This window comes from Colwellia sp. Bg11-28, assembly GCF_002836245.1.
Lineage (GTDB): Bacteria > Pseudomonadota > Gammaproteobacteria > Enterobacterales > Alteromonadaceae > Colwellia > Colwellia psychrerythraea_A.
Window position 1 is genome coordinate 899557 of record NZ_PJBA01000006.1, and the last position, 24739, is coordinate 924295.

Annotated in this window: 24 protein-coding genes; 14 read left to right on the plus strand and 10 right to left on the minus strand. The window is 36.7% G+C overall.

Going from position 1 to position 24739, the window contains the following annotated elements; all coding sequences use genetic code 11:
* Nucleotides 1-28 precede the first annotated feature (28 nt).
* The 3 genes from CXF79_RS10925 to CXF79_RS10935 all read right to left on the minus strand — a co-directional run bounded on the left by CXF79_RS10925 (nt 29) and on the right by CXF79_RS10935 (nt 1165).
* Entirely contained in the window at nt 29-448 is a 420-nt protein-coding gene (locus CXF79_RS10925) for a PaaI family thioesterase (RefSeq protein ID WP_101154932.1), read from the minus strand.
* A 107-nt stretch (nt 449-555) separates the two neighbouring features.
* Nucleotides 556-759 (minus strand): CPXCG motif-containing cysteine-rich protein, encoded by a 204-nt coding sequence (locus tag CXF79_RS10930; RefSeq protein ID WP_011043880.1) that lies wholly within the window; start codon nt 757-759, stop codon nt 556-558.
* An 82-nt stretch (nt 760-841) separates the two neighbouring features.
* Nucleotides 842-1165 (minus strand): hypothetical protein, encoded by a 324-nt coding sequence (locus CXF79_RS10935; RefSeq protein WP_011043879.1) that lies wholly within the window; start codon nt 1163-1165, stop codon nt 842-844.
* Nucleotides 1166-1398: 233 nt separating this feature from the next.
* On the opposite strand from CXF79_RS10935, the gene CXF79_RS10940 reads away from it, so the two are divergent.
* On the plus strand, nt 1399-3057 hold the full coding sequence (locus tag CXF79_RS10940) for a M28 family metallopeptidase (protein ID WP_101154933.1): 1659 nt from the start codon (nt 1399-1401) through the stop codon (nt 3055-3057).
* Nucleotides 3058-3197: 140 nt separating this feature from the next.
* Here CXF79_RS10940 and ybaK read toward each other — a convergent pair whose 3' ends face one another.
* Nucleotides 3198-3665 carry a Cys-tRNA(Pro) deacylase gene (ybaK, locus tag CXF79_RS10945; protein WP_011043877.1) on the minus strand — a complete coding sequence of 156 codons (468 nt, stop codon included), beginning with the start codon at nt 3663-3665 and terminating at the stop codon, nt 3198-3200.
* A gap of 262 nt (nt 3666-3927) precedes the next feature.
* Between ybaK and CXF79_RS10950 the strand changes: the two genes are divergently transcribed.
* Nucleotides 3928-6474: an EAL domain-containing protein gene (locus tag CXF79_RS10950; protein WP_232769148.1), complete on the plus strand. Its 2547-nt coding sequence runs from the start codon at nt 3928-3930 to the stop codon at nt 6472-6474.
* A gap of 165 nt (nt 6475-6639) precedes the next feature.
* Here CXF79_RS10950 and CXF79_RS10955 read toward each other — a convergent pair whose 3' ends face one another.
* Nucleotides 6640-6822 (minus strand): hypothetical protein, encoded by a 183-nt coding sequence (locus CXF79_RS10955; protein WP_101154935.1) that lies wholly within the window; start codon nt 6820-6822, stop codon nt 6640-6642.
* A 380-nt stretch (nt 6823-7202) separates the two neighbouring features.
* Nucleotides 7203-7796: a LysE family translocator gene (locus tag CXF79_RS10960; RefSeq protein WP_101154936.1), complete on the minus strand. Its 594-nt coding sequence runs from the start codon at nt 7794-7796 to the stop codon at nt 7203-7205.
* 102 nt (nt 7797-7898) lie between these two features.
* Here CXF79_RS10960 and CXF79_RS10965 point away from each other — a divergent pair, with 102 nt between their 5' ends.
* From CXF79_RS10965 to CXF79_RS10990, 6 genes are all read left to right on the plus strand, one after another.
* Complete coding sequence (locus CXF79_RS10965; protein WP_101154937.1) at nt 7899-8768, plus strand: LysR family transcriptional regulator; 870 nt, start codon at nt 7899-7901, stop codon at nt 8766-8768.
* Between the two features lie 403 nt (nt 8769-9171).
* Nucleotides 9172-11256, plus strand: coding sequence for an amidohydrolase family protein (locus tag CXF79_RS10970; RefSeq protein ID WP_101154938.1), 2085 nt, complete (start codon nt 9172-9174; stop codon nt 11254-11256).
* A gap of 447 nt (nt 11257-11703) precedes the next feature.
* Complete coding sequence (locus tag CXF79_RS10975) at nt 11704-12630, plus strand: ABC transporter ATP-binding protein (protein ID WP_011043871.1); 927 nt, start codon at nt 11704-11706, stop codon at nt 12628-12630.
* Nucleotides 12627-13328: an ABC transporter permease gene (locus tag CXF79_RS10980; RefSeq protein ID WP_198560057.1), complete on the plus strand. Its 702-nt coding sequence runs from the start codon at nt 12627-12629 to the stop codon at nt 13326-13328. The genes CXF79_RS10975 and CXF79_RS10980 overlap by 4 nt, the downstream gene beginning before the upstream one ends.
* 384 nt (nt 13329-13712) lie before the next feature.
* Nucleotides 13713-14489 (plus strand): hypothetical protein, encoded by a 777-nt coding sequence (locus tag CXF79_RS10985; RefSeq protein ID WP_138140291.1) that lies wholly within the window; start codon nt 13713-13715, stop codon nt 14487-14489.
* Nucleotides 14490-15094: 605 nt separating this feature from the next.
* Nucleotides 15095-15784 carry a hypothetical protein gene (locus CXF79_RS10990; RefSeq protein WP_011043867.1) on the plus strand — a complete coding sequence of 230 codons (690 nt, stop codon included), beginning with the start codon at nt 15095-15097 and terminating at the stop codon, nt 15782-15784.
* Between the two features lie 376 nt (nt 15785-16160).
* Here the strand turns inward: CXF79_RS10990 and CXF79_RS10995 are convergent, their stop codons facing one another.
* The 4 genes from CXF79_RS10995 to CXF79_RS11010 form a co-directional block, all read right to left on the minus strand.
* On the minus strand, nt 16161-16778 hold the full coding sequence (locus tag CXF79_RS10995; RefSeq protein WP_157825869.1) for a PqiC family protein: 618 nt from the start codon (nt 16776-16778) through the stop codon (nt 16161-16163).
* Between the two features lie 5 nt (nt 16779-16783).
* Nucleotides 16784-18526, minus strand: a complete 1743-nt coding sequence (pqiB, locus tag CXF79_RS11000; protein WP_101154940.1) for an intermembrane transport protein PqiB — start codon at nt 18524-18526, stop codon at nt 16784-16786.
* Nucleotides 18516-19733, minus strand: a complete 1218-nt coding sequence (locus CXF79_RS11005) for a paraquat-inducible protein A (RefSeq protein WP_101154941.1) — start codon at nt 19731-19733, stop codon at nt 18516-18518. The genes pqiB and CXF79_RS11005 overlap by 11 nt, the downstream gene beginning before the upstream one ends.
* Before the next feature lie 69 nt (nt 19734-19802).
* Nucleotides 19803-20756, minus strand: coding sequence for an AraC family transcriptional regulator (locus CXF79_RS11010; RefSeq protein WP_011043862.1), 954 nt, complete (start codon nt 20754-20756; stop codon nt 19803-19805).
* Nucleotides 20757-20824: 68 nt separating this feature from the next.
* Here CXF79_RS11010 and CXF79_RS11015 point away from each other — a divergent pair, with 68 nt between their 5' ends.
* From CXF79_RS11015 to CXF79_RS11040, 6 genes are all read left to right on the plus strand, one after another.
* Nucleotides 20825-21436, plus strand: a complete 612-nt coding sequence (locus tag CXF79_RS11015) for a cytochrome P460 family protein (protein ID WP_101154942.1) — start codon at nt 20825-20827, stop codon at nt 21434-21436.
* Between the two features lie 374 nt (nt 21437-21810).
* A complete protein-coding gene (locus CXF79_RS11020; RefSeq protein WP_101154943.1) occupies nt 21811-22368 on the plus strand; it encodes a hypothetical protein in 558 nt (185 codons plus the stop codon).
* A gap of 31 nt (nt 22369-22399) precedes the next feature.
* Nucleotides 22400-22951: a cytochrome b/b6 domain-containing protein gene (locus CXF79_RS11025; protein ID WP_101154944.1), complete on the plus strand. Its 552-nt coding sequence runs from the start codon at nt 22400-22402 to the stop codon at nt 22949-22951.
* Nucleotides 22952-23000: 49 nt separating this feature from the next.
* On the plus strand, nt 23001-23453 hold the full coding sequence (gene msrB, locus CXF79_RS11030; RefSeq protein ID WP_101154945.1) for a peptide-methionine (R)-S-oxide reductase MsrB: 453 nt from the start codon (nt 23001-23003) through the stop codon (nt 23451-23453).
* Nucleotides 23450-23950, plus strand: a complete 501-nt coding sequence (msrA, locus tag CXF79_RS11035; protein WP_101154946.1) for a peptide-methionine (S)-S-oxide reductase MsrA — start codon at nt 23450-23452, stop codon at nt 23948-23950. The genes msrB and msrA overlap by 4 nt, the downstream gene beginning before the upstream one ends.
* A 35-nt stretch (nt 23951-23985) precedes the next feature.
* Nucleotides 23986-24528, plus strand: coding sequence for a peptide-methionine (S)-S-oxide reductase (locus CXF79_RS11040; protein ID WP_101154947.1), 543 nt, complete (start codon nt 23986-23988; stop codon nt 24526-24528).
* Nucleotides 24529-24739 lie beyond the last annotated feature (211 nt).

Sequence of the window (24739 nt, forward strand, 5' to 3'; positions counted from 1 at the left end):
CTAGCATTTAAGTGAATTAGCATCGCTCTTAGTCATTATTAATTTTTGTCGGAGGTATGGAGTACGTGCCAATAACATGGGCTACCGGCTCTGCTTCACCATCGGAATACAACTCAACCTCGCCAACTACAAGAATTCTTCCGACTTTTATCAAGGTACACTTGCCGATAATATCCTTTTGCGGTGAAGGTTTACGAAGAAAGTTAATCGTTAAACTGGTAGTGACGGCGAGTGGCACAAGCCCGATTTCGCCTAAGATTGCCACGTACAGAGCAACATCAGCCGTGGTCATCATTACGGGACCAGAGACAGTGCCACCGGGGCGCAATTCATCTTGTCCAACCCTATGTCTAACGATTGCTCCTCGATTCCCAACTTCATCAATCGAACATTTTGTTTGAGGAAATTCAGAGTGTAGGAACTCGGTTAGTTCTTCTTTAGAAATCATGATTCCTCTTTTATAACGTTGGTTAACTGTTTAGTGAATTGGAACTTGCTTAAGGGTTACAAGTGTCGCTTTATCTATTAACTAGCTTTCTATTAACTAGGCAATGATTAAAATGCTTCATCTTCGCTATAAACATTCACGGTAAGCTCACCATCAATACTTTCAGAAATAATGAAATTTATCGGTTTACAACATACTTGGCAATCTTCAATGTACTGTTGGTCCAATTCGGATGCATCAATGAGCACCTTGATTGATTCACCGCAGTATGGACAACCGATAGTTTTTTCAGATAATTGATTTAATTCCAAAGAAAAATTCCTTATTTAATTTAAAGATATCGTTAGCAATGATTGCGGCATAATATTTCTAAAACCTATTTCATTTATTAAATTAGTTCAGAAAGTTTTCTTCCATCATATCGAGTATTTGCACAATATTAACGTTTTTTAATTCATACTCAGTTGACGAATGAACCACGCCTGCTTTATCACCAAGGGCAATGTCGACTCGATCAGGCTTGCTATCATGAAGCACCAAGACAATTTTCTTATTGATAGCGATACAATCTATTGTTATTGCATCTGCGTTCATGCCTTGCTTACGTAATGTTTTATCCATAATACCCATGAGGGTATCAACATTTTTATTACGGTCATAAAATATATCATTGGCTTTGGCGACTATTTCAGAGAGTTCTTTTAAGGATTCTTTCATTATATTCTTATAGGTAAAGTGTTTGATTGGTAACGGCTATCAGTTATTTTATTACTGTAAACCAGCGCGCATTTAAAATCTATCAGCATGTGAGGGGATTATTTACTCTTGTGGAAACTGACCATGACAGTTTGTGTTTCTTGTCTTGCGTTGATTTACATCTCGATACTGGTTAGTTGTTTTGAGACCCTTTATACTTCGACCATCTTTTTCACAGAATAAGTATAATAATTATGATAAAAAAAATTGGATTATCGCTTTTATCGGCCGCAGTGCTGGTAGGTTGTGTTGCAACAACGTCTGATGACTCTTCGAAAGTTAACTCTTCACAAGGGAATAGCGCCCAAGATATTAGTGCTAGCTATGACAGCATTAATACAGCGCAATTAATTGAACACGTAAAAGTATTATCTTCTGATAAATTTGGTGGTCGTGCGCCATCAAGCGAAGGTGAAAGACTAACTCTTGAATATTTAACTGAGCAGTTTACTGCTATTGGCTTTAAGCCAGGTAATGGTGACAGCTTTTTACAAGAAGTACCGTTAGTATCCATTGAAGCGTCAAGCGATATGACATTGTCTATTGGTGGTAAAAACTACCAGCACGGCACTGATATGGTAATGGGCAGTGCTCGAATCAGTGAATTAGAGCAGCTTAAAAATTCTGAGCTTGTTTTTGTTGGTTACGGTGTTAATGCGCCAGAATATAATTGGAACGATTATAAAGATCTTGATGTTAAGGGTAAAACGGTTGTTATTTTAGTTAATGATCCAGGTTTTGCTACACAAGACCCTGAAGTTTTCAATGGTAATGCCATGACCTATTATGGTCGTTGGACTTACAAATATGAAGAAGCGAGCCGTCAAGGTGCTGAAGGGGCAATTATCATTCATGAAACTGCACCGGCTTCATATGGCTGGTCGGTAGTTAAAAACTCTTGGACTGGTCCACAATTTAGTTTTCAACGTGATGATTTAAATAAAGATCGCGTTGCAGTGGAAGGTTGGGTTAACAGCACTGTTGCAGCTGAGTTATTTGCAAAAGCAGGTCTAGATTTTGATAAAATGAAAGAACGCGCCGCACAAGGCAGTTTTAATATTGATATGGGTAATTTAGATGCCTCTATTACGGTTAAAAATACTATAAAAAAATCAATTTCATATAACTTTATTGCAACTTTACCTGGTCAAAAACAAGCGGACGAGCATATTTTATACTCAGCGCATTGGGATCACTTAGGTACAGATTTAACCAAAACAGGCGACCAAATTTATAATGGTGCCCGTGATAATGCGACAGGTACGGCAGCTTTGATTGAAGTAGCAGAAGCTTTTTCAAAATTACCGAATCGACCTGACCGTTCAGTAACATTCTTAGCGGTAACGGCAGAAGAGCAGGGCTTACTTGGTTCAAAGTTTTATGCAGCAAATCCAGTAATTCCAGCAGCTAAAACCGTTGCTAACATTAACATGGATGCACTAAATGCTAATGGTAAGAGTAAAGATGTCGCGGTATATGGTTTAGGACAATCTGAACTTGATAACTTTTTAACGAAAGCGGCTTTAAAACAAAACCGTATAATTTCAGGTGATCCTAGACCAGCAGCGGGAATTTACTATCGCTCTGACCATTTCGCTTTTGCTAACGTTGGTATTCCTGCCTTATATGCAAAAGGTGGTTCTATCCCGGCTGACCAAGCAACGGCAGAGTTAAGAGCCAAGTTAGATCCAATTCTTAGCAAGTGTTATCACGGTCTTTGTGATGAATATACGCAAGATTGGGATTTAACGGGCGCTGTTGAAGATATGCAATTGTTCTTTGAAATTGGCGTTGAGTTATCTGAATCAGATATTTGGCCACAATGGAGCAAAACGTCTGAGTTTAAACGATAATAATAGCGTTAAAAATCGTGTTTAGATGCGGCTTGAATTAGAAATATAGAGACTTTTCATAAGCATTAGTTCTCAGTAAATTAAGCGATAGTGCTGTAAAGCACTATCGCTTTTTTGTGTCTGTTTTACACTTTTCTAGCTTACTGACAGAGCTCAGTTAATTTGGCTTGAGTCAGTTGTTTTAAATCTTGTGGGCTTAACTCTATCTCCAAACCTCTTTTACCAGCACTAACAAACACCGTAGTAAATTGGACTGATGATGAATCAATAAAAGTATTCAAGCGCTTCTTTTGTCCCAGCGGACTAACACCACCGAGTACATAACCCGTAGAACGTTCAACATCGGTTTTTAATGCCATAGTGGCTTTTTTACCACCATGTGCTTTAGCTATTAACTTCATACTCAACATCGCCGACACAGGTATTATGGCAACGACCAGTGCTTTGTTATCAATACTCACCACTAAAGTTTTAAAAACTCTTTCACTTGAGATGCCAAGCTTTTGTGCTGCTTCATCTCCGTAGGATCCACTTGCTGCATCATGTGAATATTCATGAACGTGATAACTAATTTTACTCTTCTTGGCGGCATTAATTCCGGGTGTCATATCATCTTCCTAGGTCACTATGAGACGTGGGTATTATGGGTCATTTTCAGATAAAGCATATTCACATTTAATATATTCCATTCGCAAGATAAATATGTCTTTAATTTTGATAAAAATCAATGCGCTAGATCATCTTTTTGCTACGATTATTTTAGTACAGTGATCCTATAAAGCTCAGAATATACAATTGGCTTAACGTTTAGCAGCAATAGCTGATTCAGCTTCGCGACTGATGAACTTAGATTTTATAGGAAGGGATATTTTGTTACATACTAAAACACCAGAGCTTAACTTAATAGTTAAAGATATTATGCAATCTAGTATCTTAACGTGTTCGCCTGAGACAAAGATTAATGTTGCTGCTAGTCGTATGAGAGCACGTAATATCAGCTCAATTATCATTAAAAGTAACCTTACGCTTGGTATATGGACTGAATCAGATTGCCGTAAAATTGATTTTAGCGATCAAGAACAATTTAATGTAAGCATTAGCGAGTTAATGAACTCACCTGTGCTAACTATTAAGCAAGATGTTCCGGTTAATGAGTTAGCGATTAAGTTTAGACATCACGGAGTTAGACATTTTATTGTCGTTGATGCTGATAACCTCCCTGTGGGTATCGTCAGCCAAACGGATGTCATTAAAAACCAGGGGATAGAGCATTATTTACAAGCAAAACTTGTAGCAAGCAGCTATAAAAAAAACCAACAATTACTGCAACATGATTGCCGATTAGACAATGTAGCTGAGCAAATGAAAAAGTATGAGTGCTCATCTACACTCATTTTCAACAGTGAATTAGGGCAATACGGCATTGTTACCGAACGCGATTTACTGAGCCTGCTTGCACGGGGTGAATGTACTAAAAAGACCGCTTGGCATCATGCACATTACCCATTAAAAACTATCAATGCTGACCATTCCTTATATTCAGCTTACCAGCAATTAATCAGTCACAATATTCGTCACTTGGCGGTGTCTGATGATAATGGTGCCATCATTGGTACTTTATCAATGGACAACATTATGTCTGATATTGAATTGGCTTATGTTGAAGAGTTACATCAAATAGTTCAACAAAGAGATATCGCCCTTAGAGAATCAAAAAAACACTTGTTGGTGGCTGAGAAAATTATAGAAGCCTCTTTAGATGGCATTATGATCACCGATGAGCAGGGGACAATCATCTCAGTTAATCCTGCGTTTACTCGCGTGACAGGCTATAAAGAAGCGGAAGTGTTAGGGCTGAATTCAAAGATATTGAGCTCAGGTAGGCACACGAGTGACTTTTATCAACAGCTGTGGTTATGTATTTTAGAACAGGGTGTGTGGCAGGGAGAAATTTGGAATAAACGCAAAAATTCTGAAATTTATCCTCAATGGTTAACTATTATCGAGATTAGTGAAGGTGTTGACAACAATAAAGTATTTGCCGCTATTTTTAGCGATATTAGTGAAAGAAAACTTGCTGAGAAGCGCATTGAAAATTTAGCTTTTTATGATGAACTTACTCAATTACCCAATCGTAGGCTCTTTTTTGATCGTGTTGATATGGCGTTAGCAATAGCACATCGAAAAAATAATAAAATGGCTCTATTTTTCATTGATTTAGATTATTTCAAAGAAGTTAATGACAATTACGGTCATCGGATTGGCGATTTGTTATTACGAAGTTTCGCTAAGCGTTTGACTGAAAGTTCAAAAGAAGGGGATACAGTTGCTCGTATTGGCGGCGATGAATTTACCTTATTGCTAACAGATATGCGTGAAGTCGACCATATTTGTAAAGCCTGTAATCGAATCGTTGAAAAACTGCTTCAGCCTTATCATATAGAGGGTCATGCACTTAATATAACAACCTCTATCGGTATCGCCGTTTATCCTGAAGATGGGACAAACGAAGAAGAGCTGATGAAAAATGCCGATATCGCTATGTATCGTGCTAAAGATATTGGTCGTAATTCATTTCAATTATTTACTCCGGCGATGAATGCTCATTCACAAGAACGGTCGTTAATACAAAGTCACTTACGTTTAGCATTAGTTCACAATGAATTGGAACTGAATTATCAAGCTCAAATCCATGGTGTTACCGGTAAAGTCATGGGCGTAGAGGCTTTATTACGCTGGTATAATCCTATTCTTGGGCAAGTATCACCTGCACAGTTTATTCCTATGGCTGAAGAGCTTGGTTTTATTGCTGAGATTGACCATTGGGTTTTAGAGCATGCCTGTAAACAACGAAAATTGTGGTTAGATCAGGGGCTTGATTGTGGTCGAATAGCGGTAAATATTTCAGCATTACATTTCCATCAAGGTAACCTTGTCACGTCAGTTGAATCGGTGCTAGCTCAAAGTCAATTGCCGGCAGAGTTATTAGAGGTTGAAATAACTGAAGGCTGCTTCATTAAGCAAATGGATAAAGCGACTAGTATATTAAAACAACTTAAAAAGATGGGCGTTAAAGTTGCCTTAGATGACTTTGGTACCGGCTTTTCATCATTAAGCTACTTAACAAGTTTACCTATTGATACTCTTAAAATTGATGCGAGTTTTATTGCTAAATTACCGCATAATTTTAGAGAGAGCCAAATAACATCGGCAATTATCACCTTAGCGCAAAACCTTAATTTAGATATTGTGGCTGAAGGCGTTGAAACTGAGACACAAAAGATTTTCTTGATCGAGCGAGGTTGCGAAATTATGCAAGGCTATTTTTATAATAAACCTGTATGTGCGAAAAATTTACCTAGGGTAATTCAATCTTCGCAGTGTGGGAAAATAGTAAAACCTCAATCATCAGAATAGTCATTGTAGTGGGGGCAAGAGCAAAGATAATCGAGAATGCTAAGTTATCAGTTTAAGTGAAATATCACGTTGAATTTTAAATTCAACTGTAGACTATCCAACTTAATTAATATCAGTAGATTTGCTTAGATTCTCTTATGGATTATCCTGACGATACTCGTTTGGCTAGATGTCTGTTGCAGGTGCTACTTTCACATATTCATAACTAAATGCTCTGACTTTTTTACCTGAATTTGCAACAAACTCTACTGTTGTTGAACGAGGTAATATCAATATTGCGTCGAACTCCTCACCAGCTAAAAAAGTATCATGGCCACATACCAAGTCTTGGGTTAATTTAATCCGCATTTCTAATCTTCGCTATCGTAAGTTGAATAATTGCACTGATTGTAACATTTTTTTTACGTGAAAAGTTAGTGCAAAAAACGTTCTAACCGAGTTAAATATGAATTATCGAAAATAATATCTTATCTAGCTAGTAAATAATCATGGTGTTTAATTTTTTTAATATACGAGGATGAACTGAACAACCAGTCAAATTTGAATGCGTGTTAATAGTTGTACTTACACTGACGTTAACTTTTAGCTGAAAGTGATCCCTTTGTTAATACCACTGACCTAAAGCTTATTACCACGAAAGAGTAATAAAATACCCTACTCAAAATAGGGCTAACTCGTTTCAACTTTCACCACAAAGTGGTCATATATCACTTGTCTGTGTAGTGAGTTTAATTAAATTGTGAATAGAGTAAAAAACAAGCGGTCACAATTAATAACCCGCCCATTAATTGATTAAAAAGATTTAGCCTTAATTGATTACTCAACAGTATTGTGACTTTATCTCCTAATACAGACCAGGAAAAAAGTGATAGATAACAGACTAAAAAATAGATAAGTAAAAAAGTTAAAAACACCTGGTTATTCTCAGGCACTGAAAATAAAGAAACACCCGACACACTTGCAATCCATGCTTTGGGATTTAACCATTGTAAAAGGAAACCTTGCATAAAAGTGGGTAGGTTTTGTTCATCAATATCTAGTTTAGGCTTTGAAGATGCGATTAAATATCCCATATAGACAATAAATAATGAACCAGAAATGGCTAAGTATTTAAGCAGTAATGGATACAAATCAATAACTTTATAAAAACCTAATCCAATAAATAATAACAGTGATGTGAAGCCAATCGTTCCACCTGATACGAATGAAAACGTTTTACGTACTCCGTAATTTGCTCCTGAAGATAATATCACCATATTCACAGGCCCAGGAGATATTGACATAGCCAATGAGAATGAAAACATTGCGAACAATAACGACATAATTTTACCTCTAGTTTTTTGTAAACTATATATCCATTCTATTAATAAGATAAGGTGCTAGAATTAAACTTCACTGTTCTAAATACTTTAATAAAGATACACATGATAGATGAATTACGAGCAATGGCTATTTTTGCTGAGACGATTAAACAAGGTTCGTTTCGAGCGGCTGCAAAAGAGTTAAAACTTTCACCTTCAGTTGTTAGCTATCAAGTGACTCAATTGGAAAAATCTGTTGGTACGGCGTTAATTTATAGATCGACCAGAAAACTGTCATTAACCTCTGAAGGTGGAGTACTGTATCAGTATGCTTTGAATATGATCCAAGCTGCACAGCAAGGGTTAAATCAAGTAGCTATAGAAAAACAAGAGTTAAGAGGAACTTTAACCCTCACCTTACCTTCAGCTTTAATCAAATCAGAAATAAGCAAAAAAATATCTCAATTTAGTAAGTTACATCCTTTTTTGAATTTTAAATTATTTTATACCGATGACAGACAAGATCTTATACACCAAGGCATTGATTTAGCTTTTAGGGCGGGGTCAATGGATGACAGTAATCTTAAATCAAAACGGGTTGGTGAAATTAATAGAAAATTAGTTTGTTCTTACGATTACTGGAAAGAAAATATCCCCCCCATTTCTCCTCAGGACTTAACGACATGGAATTGGATCAAATTAGATATGCTTCCAAATCACAGAACGTTAGTAAATTCTGCGGGTGAAAAATGTGACATTGATTTTGAAAGCAATATCAGTGTAAATAATGTTGAAGCTATGACTCAGCTCTGTATCAATGGCGCAGGTATAGCAACGCCTCCTGATTATTTAATCGAAAAAGAAATTGAAAATAATGCCTTGGTGGAATTGTTACCAAATTGGCAAGTTGAGTCGATTCCCCTATATGCAGTTTGGCCAAGTAATGTATTTCAAAATAGTAGTGTTAAACATTTATTAGAATTTTTAATCTGACAAAAACATTCGGATTGAATACGATAGTTCTCAAGCATACTAACGATCGCTTAGCTATGCACCTTGCTCTTGCCCCATAAAAATGGACACTAATTAAGAATGTGTCCTTTAGCTTCTGAGTCCGAAGGGCTTTTATACTATGGCACGTTAGCTTTTATTAATTTTAAAATATTATGTGGTTTATCGTAATTTCCTGACGGCATTTTCCGAAAAATCTCAATTAATTTTTCTAAATTTAGCTAGTGCCTAAAAACCATTGAACAAGAAATATCACTTTCTTTGAAAATCCACAAAGAAGTTTTACATTACAGCAAGTTGTTAGCTTCATACTACTCAGTTGCATAGATCATTTATAGTGTCTATTCTTCGTGTTCTCAAAGCTAAAATAATAAAAGGCATCGCCATGCAAATTCAAAAACCGATGAAAGCTATCCAATCAATTATTAGTGTCGTCGTGCTGATGACCACTTTAGGATGTTCTCAACAGTATGAGGCAGTAAATACAGTACAAGTTGCACTACCTAATCAAGAAAAATTTAGATTAATATTAGGTGGTACCGATGTAGGTGGAATGTTAGTTAATCGCAATGCTGAAAACATTATTATTGACTATTCATATAGTAATAATGGTCGTGGTTCTAGTAGCAAAGAAGTTCTGAAGTTGTCAGATACAGGTTTACCCATTGATTGGCGCATTACAGGAAAAACGGTTTTTGGTAATGAAGTTGATGAACAGTTTAGCTTGCAAGACAATATGGCGTATTGGCAGAGTACAGCTGAAAAAGGCAGTGCAAAATTTAATAACAGCGCTATATACATTGCGCAAAATGCGAGTCCGTATGCGCTTTACATATACGCTACAGCCTTACTAGAAAAGACAAGCCACTCATTATCTGCACTACCTTCTGGCGAACTTACAATCACCCAAGTCGACAAGGTTGAACTTAAAGGTATTAGCGGTGTGTTGGTCAATGCGACTATTTATGCAATCAATGGCATTGAATTGGATCCTAGCTATATAGCACTTGATGAGAACCAGCATATGATTGGTTATTTGTCGCCACGTGCTGTTGTGATTCGTGAAGGATTAGAACAACAAAGTAAGATCTTAAGCGATTTAGCGGCTAGCTTGAACGCAAGTCGATTTGAAAAAATAGCGAAGAAAACGACGCACCTATATGAGAAACCCGTGCGTATTAACAATGTCAGAATATTTGACCCAGTTAACATGAAACTTACTGATTCTCAATCAGTGCTGATTGAGAAAGACAAAATTACAGCTATCGAGCCATTGGTTGATATTCCTAAAGAAGGAGAAATTCTGATTGATGGTAATGGCGGTACATTAATCCCAGGATTATATGAAATGCATGGCCACATGAGCGATAACGACGCCCTACTTAATGTGATGGCAGGAGTGACTTCTGTTAGAGATATGGGTAATGAGATTGAAATACTAGATCCTTTAATCGAAAAAATTGAAAGTAATCAAATCATCGGTCCACGCATTACTAAAAGTGGCTTTATTGAAGGAAAAAGCGAATTTTCAGCTGCCACTGGAGAAATTGCTTCAACTGAACAAGAAGCGGTTGATCTTGTGAATATGTATGGTGAAAAAGGTGGTTATTTCCAAATCAAGATATACAGTTCGATTAATGGTGAGTGGGTGCCAGCCATGGCGAAAGCAGCAAAGAAACACGGCATGCGAGTAACAGGACATATTCCCGCATTCTCAACAGTTGATGAAATGATTGCCGCAGGGTACGACGAAATCACCCACATAAACCAAGGTATGCTCAGCTGGGTACTAGATCGAGATGAAGATACTCGAACGCTTTATCGCATTACGGGAATGAAACGTTTTGTCGACTTGGATCTCAATAGCGAAAAAGTACAGAATACCTTAAACACCATGGTCGAAGAAAATATAGCGGTTGATCCCACCATTGTCATTCATGAATTTGGCTTAACGGCCAGAAATGGTAAAACTCGCATTGGCACAAAAGATTATATCGACAATATGCCTGTCGGAGTTCAAAGACAAGCGAAAGTCGGTTTATTAAATGTTGCTGATCAAGAAGAGGATAAGGCTTACCAGTTGGCTTTTGATAAAATTATTGAGACACTCGCATTAATGCATAAAAAGGGAATTTTCCTCGTTCCGGGTACCGATCTAGGTGGCGCTTTTGAGCTGCACAGAGAGTTAGAACTATTTAAAAAAATTGGTATGTCTAACGTTGAAGTATTGCGCAGAGCTTCTTATGACATGGCTAATTATTTAGGCTATGGTGATCAACTTGGCAGTATTGAAGTCGGAAAACTGGCTGACTTTTTCTTAGTGCCTGGCGACCCAACAACAGACCTTCGCGCTATCAAGACTGTGTCAATGGTTTCAAAAGGTGGTGTGATTTATTTCCCAAGTGAAGTTTACCCTGAGTTTGGAATCAAGCCATTCACGACAATACCCACGATCGTTGAGAGCAATTAATTTTTAAGATATTAACCAAATGTTTAAGTGCCGCTTTAAGGTGCGCTTATCAACATCTAATACTCTTTATTCGCTCTAGGGTGTCCTTTTCTACGTCGCTAATAATGGCTTTTATTAGCGATTAACGGAGTATTTTGTCGCTGTTAGCTTTCGAAGTTAGCGCCCCAGCTTTATGATGACAGACCGCTATATTGCGTATAGCGGAAGCTAGCAACTCGTTAATCCTAACGCCCGCTTCAAGCTAAATTCTGAAGTAAGTTTTGTGTAAAGATACTTATTAATTTACGTAGCGTCGCATAATAATTCGATGCTAGAAGTTTTTACACAGCCTGTGGCATTAATGAATATAGAGTATAAAAATTTAGCCGTTAATTTAGTGATTTTTCTAGCCATCAATAGGGCATGTCGTATACCTTAGTATTATTAAAATATTGATGGAAAATAATCTTGCAGCCCATTATTCAAATCACAGACGTTAATAAAGTTTATGCTAGTGGCTTTCAAGCACTTAATAATATTAACTTATTAATAAAACCCGCTGAAATCTTTGCCTTATTAGGGCCAAATGGTGCAGGTAAAACGACACTCATTAGTACTATTTGCGGCATTGTTGATGCTACCTCTGGGAAAATCACTGTTGATGGTAAAGATATTGTCTCAGGTTACCGACATACGCGTGAACTTATTGGTTTAGTGCCGCAAGAGTTAACCACCGATGCTTTTGAAACAGTATGGGCGACGGTTTCATTTAGTCGTGGATTATTTGGTAAAAAATCGAATCCTGCTTTTATTGAGAAAACACTTAAATCATTGTCCCTTTGGGATAAAAAAGACAATCGCATGATGGAGTTATCTGGTGGTATGAAACGCAGAGTGATGATTGCTAAAGCACTCTCTCATGAACCTTCTATTTTATTTTTAGATGAGCCTACTGCTGGCGTTGATGTAGAGTTGCGCAAAGACATGTGGCAATTGGTACGACAATTACGAAACGATGGTGTGACTATTATTTTAACCACACATTATATTGAAGAAGCGGAAGAAATAGCAGACCGAATTGGTGTCATTAAAAATGGTCAACTTATTTTGGTTGAAGATAAAACAGCTTTAATGAATCAACTAGGTAAAAAGCAATTGATTCTCGATTTAAAAGAGCCATTAACTGAAATACCTGCAAATATGGCTGATTTTAATTTACAGATTAAAAATGATGGACAGCAATTAATTTATAGTTATGACACCACTGAAGAGCACACTGGGATTTCTGCTTTACTTCAGCAGTTGTCCGCAGCAAGTATTGGGTTTAAAGATATCAAAACAGATCAAAGCTCGTTGGAAGATATATTTGTCTCGTTAGTAAGGGAATCAACATGAATCGTTACGCTGTTTCGGCCATTTATAAATTTGAAATGGCGCGTACAAAACGCACTATTTTTCAAAGTATTATCTCTCCAGTGATTTCAACATCACTTTATTTTATTGTTTTTGGCTCTGCGATTGGTTCTCGTATTACTGAAATAGATGGTGTTAGTTACGGTGCTTTTATTGTACCGGGCTTAATTATGTTATCGCTATTAACACAAAGTATTTCTAATGCGTCATTTGGTATATATTTTCCTAAGTTCACTGGCACTATTTACGAATTACTTTCTGCTCCAATATCTTCTTTTGAAGTATTGCTAGGTTATGTGGGCGCTGCAGCGACTAAATCGATTTTGTTAGCGTTAATTATTTTAGCAACAGCGCATTTGTTTGTCCCCCTTGAAATAGCACATCCATTTTGGATGTTATTCTTTTTAGTGATGACTGCCATAACTTTTAGTTTATTTGGTTTTATTATTGGCATTTGGGCAGACAACTTTGAAAAGCTACAAGTGATACCACTTATTGTCATCACCCCACTTGTTTTCTTAGGAGGTACCTTTTACTCCGTCAGTATGTTACCGCCATTTTGGCAAACGGTAACGCAATTTAACCCCGTATTTTATTTAATTAGTGGCTTTCGATGGAGTTTTTATGAAGTGGCTGACGTAAGTTTAATAACAAGCTTATGTGTGATGAGCGGCTTTTAGCTTTTTGTTTATTAGCCGTTGCCTGGATATTTAAAAGTGGTTATCAGATAAAGCAATAATAGAGGTAATATGATTAAGCAGAATGCAGTTAAAGGTTAATTTGCAAGAGTGTTTATTAATAAGTATTCAACAAATTTCGATTGTTCAATGGCAACAGTTACTACAATAGAGTCGTTAGCATCAATGATTACCTTATGATTTCTTAACGCTATTAGTGGCGGTTTACCCATTTTGCAATGGGGCACATGCGCCTTAGAATTTTCAAGCCTAATTTTTGCCGTTCCCTGCGGTATATAGTCCTTAACTATACCATTACACGTTTTATCAAAATCTCTATAGGCAGGCCAAACTATTTCCGTTGACAGTAATTTTTTATTTGCTAAAGTGAAATTACCTGAAAATCAATTGTTACCCGTAATCATGCAAAGAGTTCTATTTGTTGTATTAGCCTTGGTTCAGTTTTTGGTGGTCCATATTAGCGCAGCTGAAATCCCATCATTCAAAATCAATTCAGCCAGTTCAGGTGAAAAAACAAAGTCTGTCATCCTGATGAAAGAGATCATTGCAAACTTATACGGACGAGCAAATTACCAGATAGAATTTTTACACACAAACAGACAGCGTGAGTCTGTTTTGTTGCAACAAGGTAAAATAGATGCTGTGCTCGCAAGGTATCGCGATATAGGAGATGCAGACCCAAACTTGATCAGATTAGAGCCAGAATTAATCAAGGCTTACGCATTTATTGTTTGTCATAAAATCGCATCTTGTCAGTCTTATCGACATACAACTATTGGTTACCTCCATCATTTTCAATATGCGAAAGCTTTTTGTATAGAACAAAAACTGAATTGTAGAGAATTTAACTCAAAGACAGGCCTTTATAGGGCGATGGCAGAAGGTTTTATTGACGTCATGGTATCCTATAACGTCAATATTGAAATACTAAGAAAAATTAAGTTTGATACTCACATCTATGTAAAGAAACTAAAAGAATTATCCTTCAATAGTTATCACTATTTGCATATAAAAAATAAAAGTTACCTTAAAGAATTAAGTCATGCCTTAACAAAATTGCATCAAGAAGGGGTCATCGAAAAAACATTTGAACGATTTCAAAATGAAAGTTTAGCCAATAAAAACATCACCATATTACCTTAATATTCTTTCTACAGATGAGATGGGTAGTCATTACCCATTGATAAAAAAGTTTTCTTTTTCGTTAGACGGCCACTTAAAAATTATTTTGCTAAAGTCCGCTTTTCCCCATAAGCTACAAAAAAGATAAGGTAAATTTAGCTTATTGTTTATAACCGTAATGTGGCAAAAGTGACGGTTTAACCAAATTCCTCAAACGGCGTAGTTTTTTAGCACCAATAAATATTGTTGCTATTGACTATATTGTCCATGTGCTTACCTATTTAACATGCCCTCATATTTGGTTCTCCTAAACCCAGCAATACCTAATAAGAAAGGGTGGTGTGGGAGGTAGCCAGAGAGGCATTGTTCACTATTACCAACCAAACAGATAAGCACTACACGAAAAAACGCCCCAATATCCTATACTAACAATATGAATTGATTGGTTTTGTATATTAATGCGTGAGTTGTTAGTCCAGTTATAGAGCTAATTTGATCACGAAAGCATGCCATTATGGTAGTTAAACATTTGAAATTCACGCACATGAATTAAAGACTAGTTAACAGTTAAAATATCCATTGCAGTACTGTCTAGATAATGTACGGATATGCTTTAAGGATAAATCATGAGACCAGATGAAGAATATGTTCTTGCGACCCTAGCGTCTAAATTCGGTGGTAAATATATCGATGGCGAAGATCCGCCAGACGGTTATTTACTACTAAATGACCGGAGAATTGCCGTAGAAGTTACCAAACTGGTTGAGCACATAAATGAAAATGGAAAACGACGTTCAAGGTTGGCAGATGATGTGCCAATCTCAAATATCGTCGAACAGTTAAATGAAGAAATAGGCAACCTAATTCCTAAAAACCGATGGATTCATCTTGTTATTCCCAGCCCAATTAAGGGGATCAATGAATTTAAAAAAGAACTGACCCGAATAATTCTCAACATGATTGCGACCAAGACACATGACTCAGTGATAGACATTTTAGGTTATGTGGTATCAATCAATTTATATAAGTGTCAATACCCGCCAAAGAAAAAAGTGGTTCAGTCAATTGCCACTAAATTTGCTTCGACAAACATTCAGGAAAACACCCAATTCCTTTTAGAAAACCGGATCAGCATCAAGAATCAAAAATGCAATGCCAATGGTGATGTAGATGAATATTGGCTGGCACTCTTTAATACTTATTGCATGGCCGACGTTGATTCATATCGGGGAGCCTATGATTCTCTAAAATTAGTGCATAATTTTAGTAAAATCTACCTAATTGATGGATATCGACGTGTTTATAAATTGTACTGATGTCAAACTGCATTCAAAAATGGATTGAGAAATCGTAGTGATAGTATGAATCAAAATAATGATGAATATCGTGGTGATGACGATGATTGATGTAATGTAAGTTATCATTTGATGGTTGAAGCAAAGCCTTGATAAGGGCTTGCTTCTTTACGTTCGCTTTCGTATTTAAATAGCCCATTCTGAGCTCGTTTTTTCATTCATAAAATGGTGGGTTTGTGGCAAAAGTGACGGTCAAAGAAAACCCTTCAAACGTCATAGCTTTTTAGCACCAATAAATCTTGGTGCTAATGTTCCCTTGCTGCGCCTAGCGGAAGAAGACCGCAACAAAATCAAACGTCAGCTTTTCGATCATATAGCAGACATCAATTTATTAGTTCTATCTCACTACGTCATAGTTCTCCAATATAACTGACGCTGACATCATCGACACCAATCGTCGCATTTGGGCAACTGCGTGAGTGTAGCCATCTTCATTTAATAATAATTCGAAGGAAAAATGCTGCTGTATTATGTTTTGGACCTTATTATTCTCTATCCAAAATACGCCAGATAATACTACCTTTGAAGCTGTGCTGGGGTGAAAATAATCAATTCTCACAATTAACTTATCAGTACTTTTTTTGTTCGACTTTAATTCATCAGTAACAAATTGAATACTGTTATTATTTAAGTTTAAGTCATTAATTAACGCTTTGGTAAAACCAGCTTGCAGCGGCTCTGCCCACACATCAAAACGAGCATAATGTAATTGATGTATATTTAGCTGCATTACTAATTGTGGTTGGTCTAGATAAGCCGGAAGTTCTAACACTTCTACAATAACTGTTTTGTTAATATTTACCGAATTTTTAGCTAAGTGTTGGCTATTAAGTAAATAGTAATTTGTTTCCAAGGGAATTTCTGAATTTGAGCTACAACTACTTAGAAAAACAACCAATGTTGATAAAGCGAGTATTGAAAAATGCCTGATAAAAATGGGGGGTCGTGTTTTCATTGAGTTCATCCTGCCTTCTTATTAGGGGTATATTTTTTAGGTTCAATCGCATCAACTTTACCTGATTCAAATATTAAGCCGTTAGGTTGGTGTTTTAATTGATTAAGAAGTGGCTGTAATTCGTTCATGACCTTAGTTAATGCCGATAATGTTTGACGAAGATCTTCATACCCTTTAGAACCAGCAGAGAGATCTTTACTTAATTTTGTATAGCTTTGCAGGGTAGTTCTCAATTCCTGAGTCAATTGCTGCTGATTCACACCATCAAGTACGCCTGATAAATTATCACTAACACTTTGAAATGATTTTGCTGTTTGGGTGAATTCAGTAATAAGTTCGTTAGTATTACCAGAAATTTTCTCTAATGGTAGAGCAATAAGATTATCGATGAACTGGCTTGCCTTCGCGGTAATTTGTGAAAACTCATCATCAACACTAGGGATGATCGTATATTCACCATATTGGCTATTTTCAAAATCAGTTCTTTGTGTATTTTCCTCCTCATTATTCAAATCAGAATAGTGCTGAAAATCAATAAACAAACTACCTGTCAGTAAACTACCCGTTTTTAAACTCGCTCTTAAACCGTCTTTAATCCATAACTGATGCTGCTGTTTCATAAGGCTTACACCCATTTCATTATCGGGTAAGCCAACTCTTCCGGGTTGTAAACTTATTAAAATTGGTATTTTTATGTCTTCATCAAAAATTTGAGGTCTATCGCTATTTCTTTGTGCTAGTAGGTTAATAGATTTAACATGCCCTATTAATACTCCTCGATATTCAACAGGGGCGCCAACACTCAAACCGCGTATGGTATTACTGACCAAAACAATGTATTCAACAGAGTATTTATAACGTTCATCGTCAGCCTCCTTATAATTGGCATAGATATCAAAGTACGATCGTTCGGTAATTTCTTCGCCATTTTCCATGCCTTTGGGTACATCAAAAGTAACCCCATTAGTTAGCATGGTTTCTATGTTACCGGTTTGTATTGATAAACCATCGGCCGTTAAGTCCATCCGTAAACCACTAACATCCCAAAACTTAGTGTTGGTGGTGACTAATTGATGATACGGCGCTTTAATAAAAGCATTGTAATAAACTACACGTTCTTCAAAGTTAAAGTGAATGTGCTCAAACTGACCAACCGTTAAGCCTTTATATATGATTGGGTCACCTTTTGAGTAAGCAAACTGGTCGTTACTGTTTAACGTTAAATGTAAACCAGGTGCTCCGGGAGGAGTTACTGGTGGATCTTTTAGCGCAATAAACTCTGATGTTAACTCATCTACTTCTTCTTCATGAATAGAAGAGGGATAAAATTCAATATACACGCCTGATATCAAAGTACTTAAACCAGAAATTCCGGTATGTGATATTTCTGGTGATACTAGCCAAAAATCACTATTTTTATTAAGTAACTTTTCTGCGTTTTTTGTCATTCTTGCCGTTACAATAACGCCATCAGCATTTTCGTTAAGTACGATATTAGATACTTCACCAATGTCGACATTATAGGATTTTATTTTAGTCTTACCTATCTCCATACCTTCAGCAGAATCGAACGCGATGGTGATTACTGGACCTTCATTACTCCACTGATAATAAATCATCCAAGCGCCAATTAACAAAGCAACAAAGGGTACAAACCAAATCATAGATACCGACTTTAATTGTTCAATATTTGCTGGGCTTACATCAGTCTCTTTATTAGATATATCGGTATATTCGTTATTGGTCATTACACTCTTCACTATATAAATTGTTTTTTGTTTGCCAAATGAATTGCGGTTCAAAACTCATCGCCGCCAGCATGGTCGTGATCACTACACCAGAAAAAGCTAATGCTGCCCCACCTGGATAAATACTCATAGTATTGCCTAGTTGAATAAGTGTAACCAGAATGATCACCACATAAACATCAACCATAGACCATCGTCCGACAAACTCAGCTAACCGATAAAGTTTCACGCGCTCTTTAGAAAAGCTACTATGTTGGTGCTGAACACTATAATTTAACCATACCAAAACCAACATTTTTGCCATAGGTACTGCAACACTAGCGACAAAAATAACAGCAGCAATTGGATAGGAACCCATTTCCCATAATAAAATAACGCCTCCTAAGATAGTACTCGGTTCATCTTGTCCTAAAAATCGAGTATTCATAATAGGTAAAATATTAGCCGGAATATAAAAGACGATAGACGTTATCAGTAAGGCCCAGGTTTTTTGAACACTTATTCTCTTTTTTAAAGCTAGGCTCAAATGATTGCGTGGCGTTACGTCTTTAAGTTTTGTAGGTTTTATCTGTTTTTTTTGTGTCGCTTGATTTGATTTACAATAATTCAACAATTGATTCAATTGATGTTTATCCATATGCAACACTGCAGCTGTCATTGCTAAGGAAAACAATATGTAAGCATAAAATGATGGACCAAGACCAATGTCAGCCAATGAAATGATTTTAATTAAACTCACTAAAACGCCAACAACAAATATCTCCACCATACTCCAAGGTAATAATTTATAGGTGAGTTTTAAAAGATACTGACCAGCTCGAGGGTAAATTCCTTTTCGTAATGCAATGGTTAGGTAAATCAATGAAAACAATATGAGTGCCGGTATTACAAATATTGTCAGTACTTCAAGTACAGCTAAAACGTGATAATTATTGTTGTTCAAAATAGTTAAACTTGCCAGAATATCAATTTTTCGTTCAATTCCATTGGACTGAAATGCTAAAAATTCAAAAGGTAATGATAATAATAAGAAAAATATGGCAGATATAGAATACGCCAGTATTCTATCAAGGGCATTATGATGTTTTGAGGATAATAAAAAACCACAGCGTGGACAAAGCGCTTTTTGTCGTTCGATCAATAGTGAAATATCGACGGATAAAGCACATTCATGACATTCTACAATGCTACTAGATTGGTCGTCCAAACGGTACTCACTAGTTATATACGAATTTAAACTATACGAAATAAGATTTTAGATAGATAGTATTAGTTATTATATTAGTTTCTCTAATTTTTTACGGAATTGACTAGGTGTATCTCCATAGTGATCTTTGAAGGCATGTGAAAGTGTGCGAGCGTCAGAAAATCCTATGACATCAGCAATTCCTTCAAGTGATAAATTGGAATGTTTTAATAATTGATAAGCTTTGGCCATACGCCAACGGCTTATATAAACCATTGGAGAAACACCGATGGCAGCTTTGAATTTACGCTGTAAGGTCGCACGAGACATACCAACCACATCACTAATAATATCTAGTGTCCATTGTCTTTCAGGGTGCTGATGGATGAGCTGTAATATTTTATTCAAACGAGGCTCTTTAAGTGCTGATAAGAAACCCGTTAGGTGCTCATTTTTCTCAATAAAGCTGTTCAGTAACTGAATAAATAACACTTCAGTTAAACGGTCGATAATACTATTCTTCTTATTATTTGTTCTGATTATTTCCGCATCAATTAATTTTACTGTCATCCAAATATTATCATTCGATTGAATATTGGAAAGTTGAATTATGGAGGGTAAGGCGCTGAGAATAGGGTGTTCAATAGCTTCATCGTATTCAACTATTCCACACATAATCTTATTGGTGATTTCACCTTGTTGAAAAAGTGGCATACCTAAAGCGCAGGCATCCCCCGCTTGTTCACAAGGCACCCGTTCGCTTTCAATTTCATCTGCTATCCAATGCATGTCTCCGCCTGGGATCATGACGATATCCATTGGATTTACATTAATATTGCTGGATCCTGCCCCAACATAAAAATCGCCTTCCAAGGCAATATGAAATCTTGGCATTTCAATCGATGATAATGACATACCCCACGGAGCAGCAAGACTCGAATGAAAGAATATACTGCCACGAAAACGAAGCGTATCGATGACATCATCAAGTACATTAAATTCTGATGTTGGACATTTGAGTTGATGAGCGACGTTTTTGAGCATTTCAGATACCAAGGGTTAATAGTAATGGCTGCTATAGTTGTTTTTTACGAATTAAAGCAGAGTATATTATGAAAGCGAATAAAGTATTAATAGCAATATCGTTCCTGTTTGTGCAAGTCATTTTTTCAGGATTCACTTATGCAAATGAAGCGTTTGTAATGAAAAACGGTGAACTTGAACGTCCAACGGGCTATCGAGAATGGATCTACGTTGGCACACCCGTGACACCCAACGACATGAATAACGGGAAAGCGGCATTTCCTGAACTTCATAATGTTTATATTGACCCTAAGAGCTGGAAACATTGGAAAAACAAGGGTGAATTTCGTGATGGTACTATCATCATTAAAGAGCTAGTTTCTGTTGGTTCCAAGTCTGCTGTTAGCGGTAATGGCTATTTTATGGGCGACTTTATCGGTCTTGAAGCGACAATTAAAAGTAAAAAACACTTTAAAGATGAACCAGGAAACTGGGCATATTTTAGTTTTTCAAGTGCGGATCATAAAACGTTGTCAAAAACAGCAAAAGCATTCCCTTCAAAGTCTTGTAATTCATGTCATGCAGGTGCTGCGGCAGATGACTTTGTTTTTACTCAATATTACCCGGTATTAAGTCAGGGTAAAGGCATGAAAATGAAAGCGGGTGGTGGCCATTTTGACAGTCTTAAACCTGTTAAATAAGAAAATTATAAGTTAGCTCGCCGTTTTATCATTTGATTTCCTATTAAAGTCGAATGATAAAACGACTAATTTTTATAGCTTTATAAGTAATACCAATTTGATTAAATTTCTTCCCTAGTCAGAACTACATTGGTGAGCTTAGAACAAACAAAATTTGTTAAACATAGTAATTCTATATTTCACTAATTTTGTGATGTTATCAGTTTACCAATGAGTTCCCAAAGGGCGAGTTTAAAAGGTCTAGATGTTACGTTATTGATTTTGAGAAGGGAATGACCATTCTCTGCAATCAATGCCTTGCCTCTAAGCCTTTTAATTCTAGCTGACAGGGAAAGAACTTAATCAATTTGGTATAATCTTTACCGGAGAAAAATATGCTTAAATTTTCAACCAACACCTTAAATCGATTAAAAATTGCTGTCGTCATACTATTCCTACTGCCTTTTCATACTATGGCCGAAACAGCCGCAACATCATCAGGAAAAGCGGTCGATAATGAATATGCAGCTAAAGTATGGCAATACATGGTTAACAACAAACTGGTAGGTGATGGGCGTATACGAAGTTACCCTTTTGTAGGAAACCGACCACATGGCAGTATCCAAGAAGTTATCTCAACTAACGCTGAAATAGATGGTCAAAAAGGAAAATTGATCGTTAAGCACAACTACGGTGCTAAAGAAGAACTTACACCGCATAAAGTTTATAGCGATGATCAAGCCGATAATTATGTAGCGCTTACGATTATGTTTCAGCGTGAAAACGGCTACGACTCATCTAACAGTAATTGGTTTTGGGCTGAGTATTATGCTGATGGTAGTATCATTAACTATCAAGGCGTAGATTTATCTGGCCGTTCAGAGATGTGCTTAGGCTGTCATACTCCGCTTGGAGGTGAAGATAGAGAAGTGTTAAACGGCGCTTCAAAATAACAGTGTTGGTGAACAATGCAGGGTACAACGAGTGATTATTAGAATATTACATTGGAGCATTGTGGTTAGTGTTATGGTGGCATATTCAACAGCTTATTATCGTTATTGGTATACCACGCAAACTGAAGTTGCTAATTGGACTCTACTCGTTGTTCATATCAATGTTGGTTTATTGATACTTATACTCAGTATTGTCATGTTCACATTGTATTATCGTTTATCTACAAGCAAAGATAGTGCTGCACCGGTAATAATAACTACGGCGAAAACAACGCTCGCTAGAATAATACATTATGCTTTGTATTTTATGCTGATTTCTCTGCCAGTCAGTGCTTACCTTGGCACTGGCTTCGATATTCCGGTATTAGGAGCTTTTAATTTACCTGGCTTTTTCAGATTTGAATATATTGAACAGACAGTGCTACAAAAATTCGATATGTTAATGATTACTTTTATTGAACCTTTTGCTAATTATCATCGAGATATAGCTTCAGATATATTACTTCCACTTTTGCTAATTGGTCATATAGGCGCGGCAATTATTCATTATAAGCTCAAAAAGATTCGCTCTTATTGTGAGTGAATTTAATGAATAATTGTTATTTTACCCATTCTGACTATGAGATAAAATTATGACAAAATATCATAAATCTACCCATGTAATTTCCGCACTAACCAAAGAACAATATCGAGTGACACAAGAAAGTGGCACAGAACGAGCTGGTAGTGGTGAACATCTTAATAATACTTCACCTGGTATTTATGTAGATATCGTTTCAGGAGAGCCACTTTTTGCTTCATCAGATAAATATGAATCTGGCTGTGGCTGGCCAAGCTTTACCAAACCAATAATGTCAAAAAACATACAAGAACTGAGCGATAACAGCCATGGAATGGTTCGAACCGAAGTCCGTTCAAGCCATGGTGATAGTCATTTAGGGCATGTATTTAAAGATGGACCAACAAGTAAAGGTGGGTTACGTTACTGTATTAATTCAGCATCACTTCGTTTTATCCATCGTGATGAGATGGTCAGCAACGGCTATGGTGATTACATTGACCAAGTAGAGGATTTATCAATATGACAATTGAACGTACAATTTTGGCTGGCGGTTGCTTCTGGGGAATGCAAGATCTTATACGTAAACTTCCTGGAGTCACGTCAACCCGAGTGGGTTATACCGGTGGTGACGTTATCAATGCTACTTATCGTAATCATGGTAATCACGCAGAAGGCATAGAGATATCATTCAATACTGATGTGGTCAGTTTTCGCAGTATCCTTGAATTGTTTTTTCAGATCCATGATCCAACAACAAAAAATCAACAAGGGAACGACCTAGGGGCTTCATATCGTTCAGCGATTTATTACTGTTCAGCTGAGCAAAATACTATAGCGATGCAAACAATCATCGATGTTGATGCATCAGGCTTATGGCCTGGGCCTGTAGTTACGGAGTTAGTTCCTGTAGGAGACTTTTGGGAAGCCGAAATAGAACATCAAGATTATCTACAAAATACACCGAATGGTTATACTTGTCATTTCCCCAGAAGTGATTGGGTCTTACCTTCAGTTAAGTAAGTCAGTAAAGTGAATCACTAAAGGATCCTTCAATTATGGATAACATTATGCATAGTGAGGAGTTCAGCAAGATTGGTTTCGGCGGTGGTTGTCATTGGTGTACCGAAGGCATTTTCGAATCACTTATCGGTATTAAAGCGGTGAATCAAGGATGGATCGCTTCTATCGGCTGTGATGCTGAACTCTCTGAAGCAGTTGAAGTCTATTTCGATGAATCTATTATTTCTTTGCAGACGTTGATCGAAATTCATTTACATACTCATGCATCTACAGCCAATCACTCGATGCGACAAAAATATCGATCAGCTATATATACTTATAACGATGCGCAAAACCAAGACGCTAAAAGAGTTTTAGACTCCCTACAATGTGATTTTGATAAAAAAATCATCACACAGGTACTGCCATTTGATGCGTTTAAAAAGAATAAGGATGAATTGACCAATTACTTATACAGCTCACCCGATAAACCTTTTTGTAAAACTTACATTCATCCAAAATTAAGGATTCTGTTAGCGCGTTTCAAGCATCAGGTTAATGAGAGGAAGCTAGCTTTATGTATACCGAATAATGACTAGTCAATCAATTGACCACAAAATTTTAAATCGTTTTTTTAGCACTAATATTTATTAGTGCTAATGTTTCCTTGGTGCGCATTGCTGACTCTAGAGCTTGCTTCACTAACGGCAGTTCCAAGACTTAAAGCGGACGTGGGGAGTCATTATATCTATGCTACAAGATCCTAACGTTTTTCATATTGATGTAGTTCAGTACTTGGAACAACGGGTA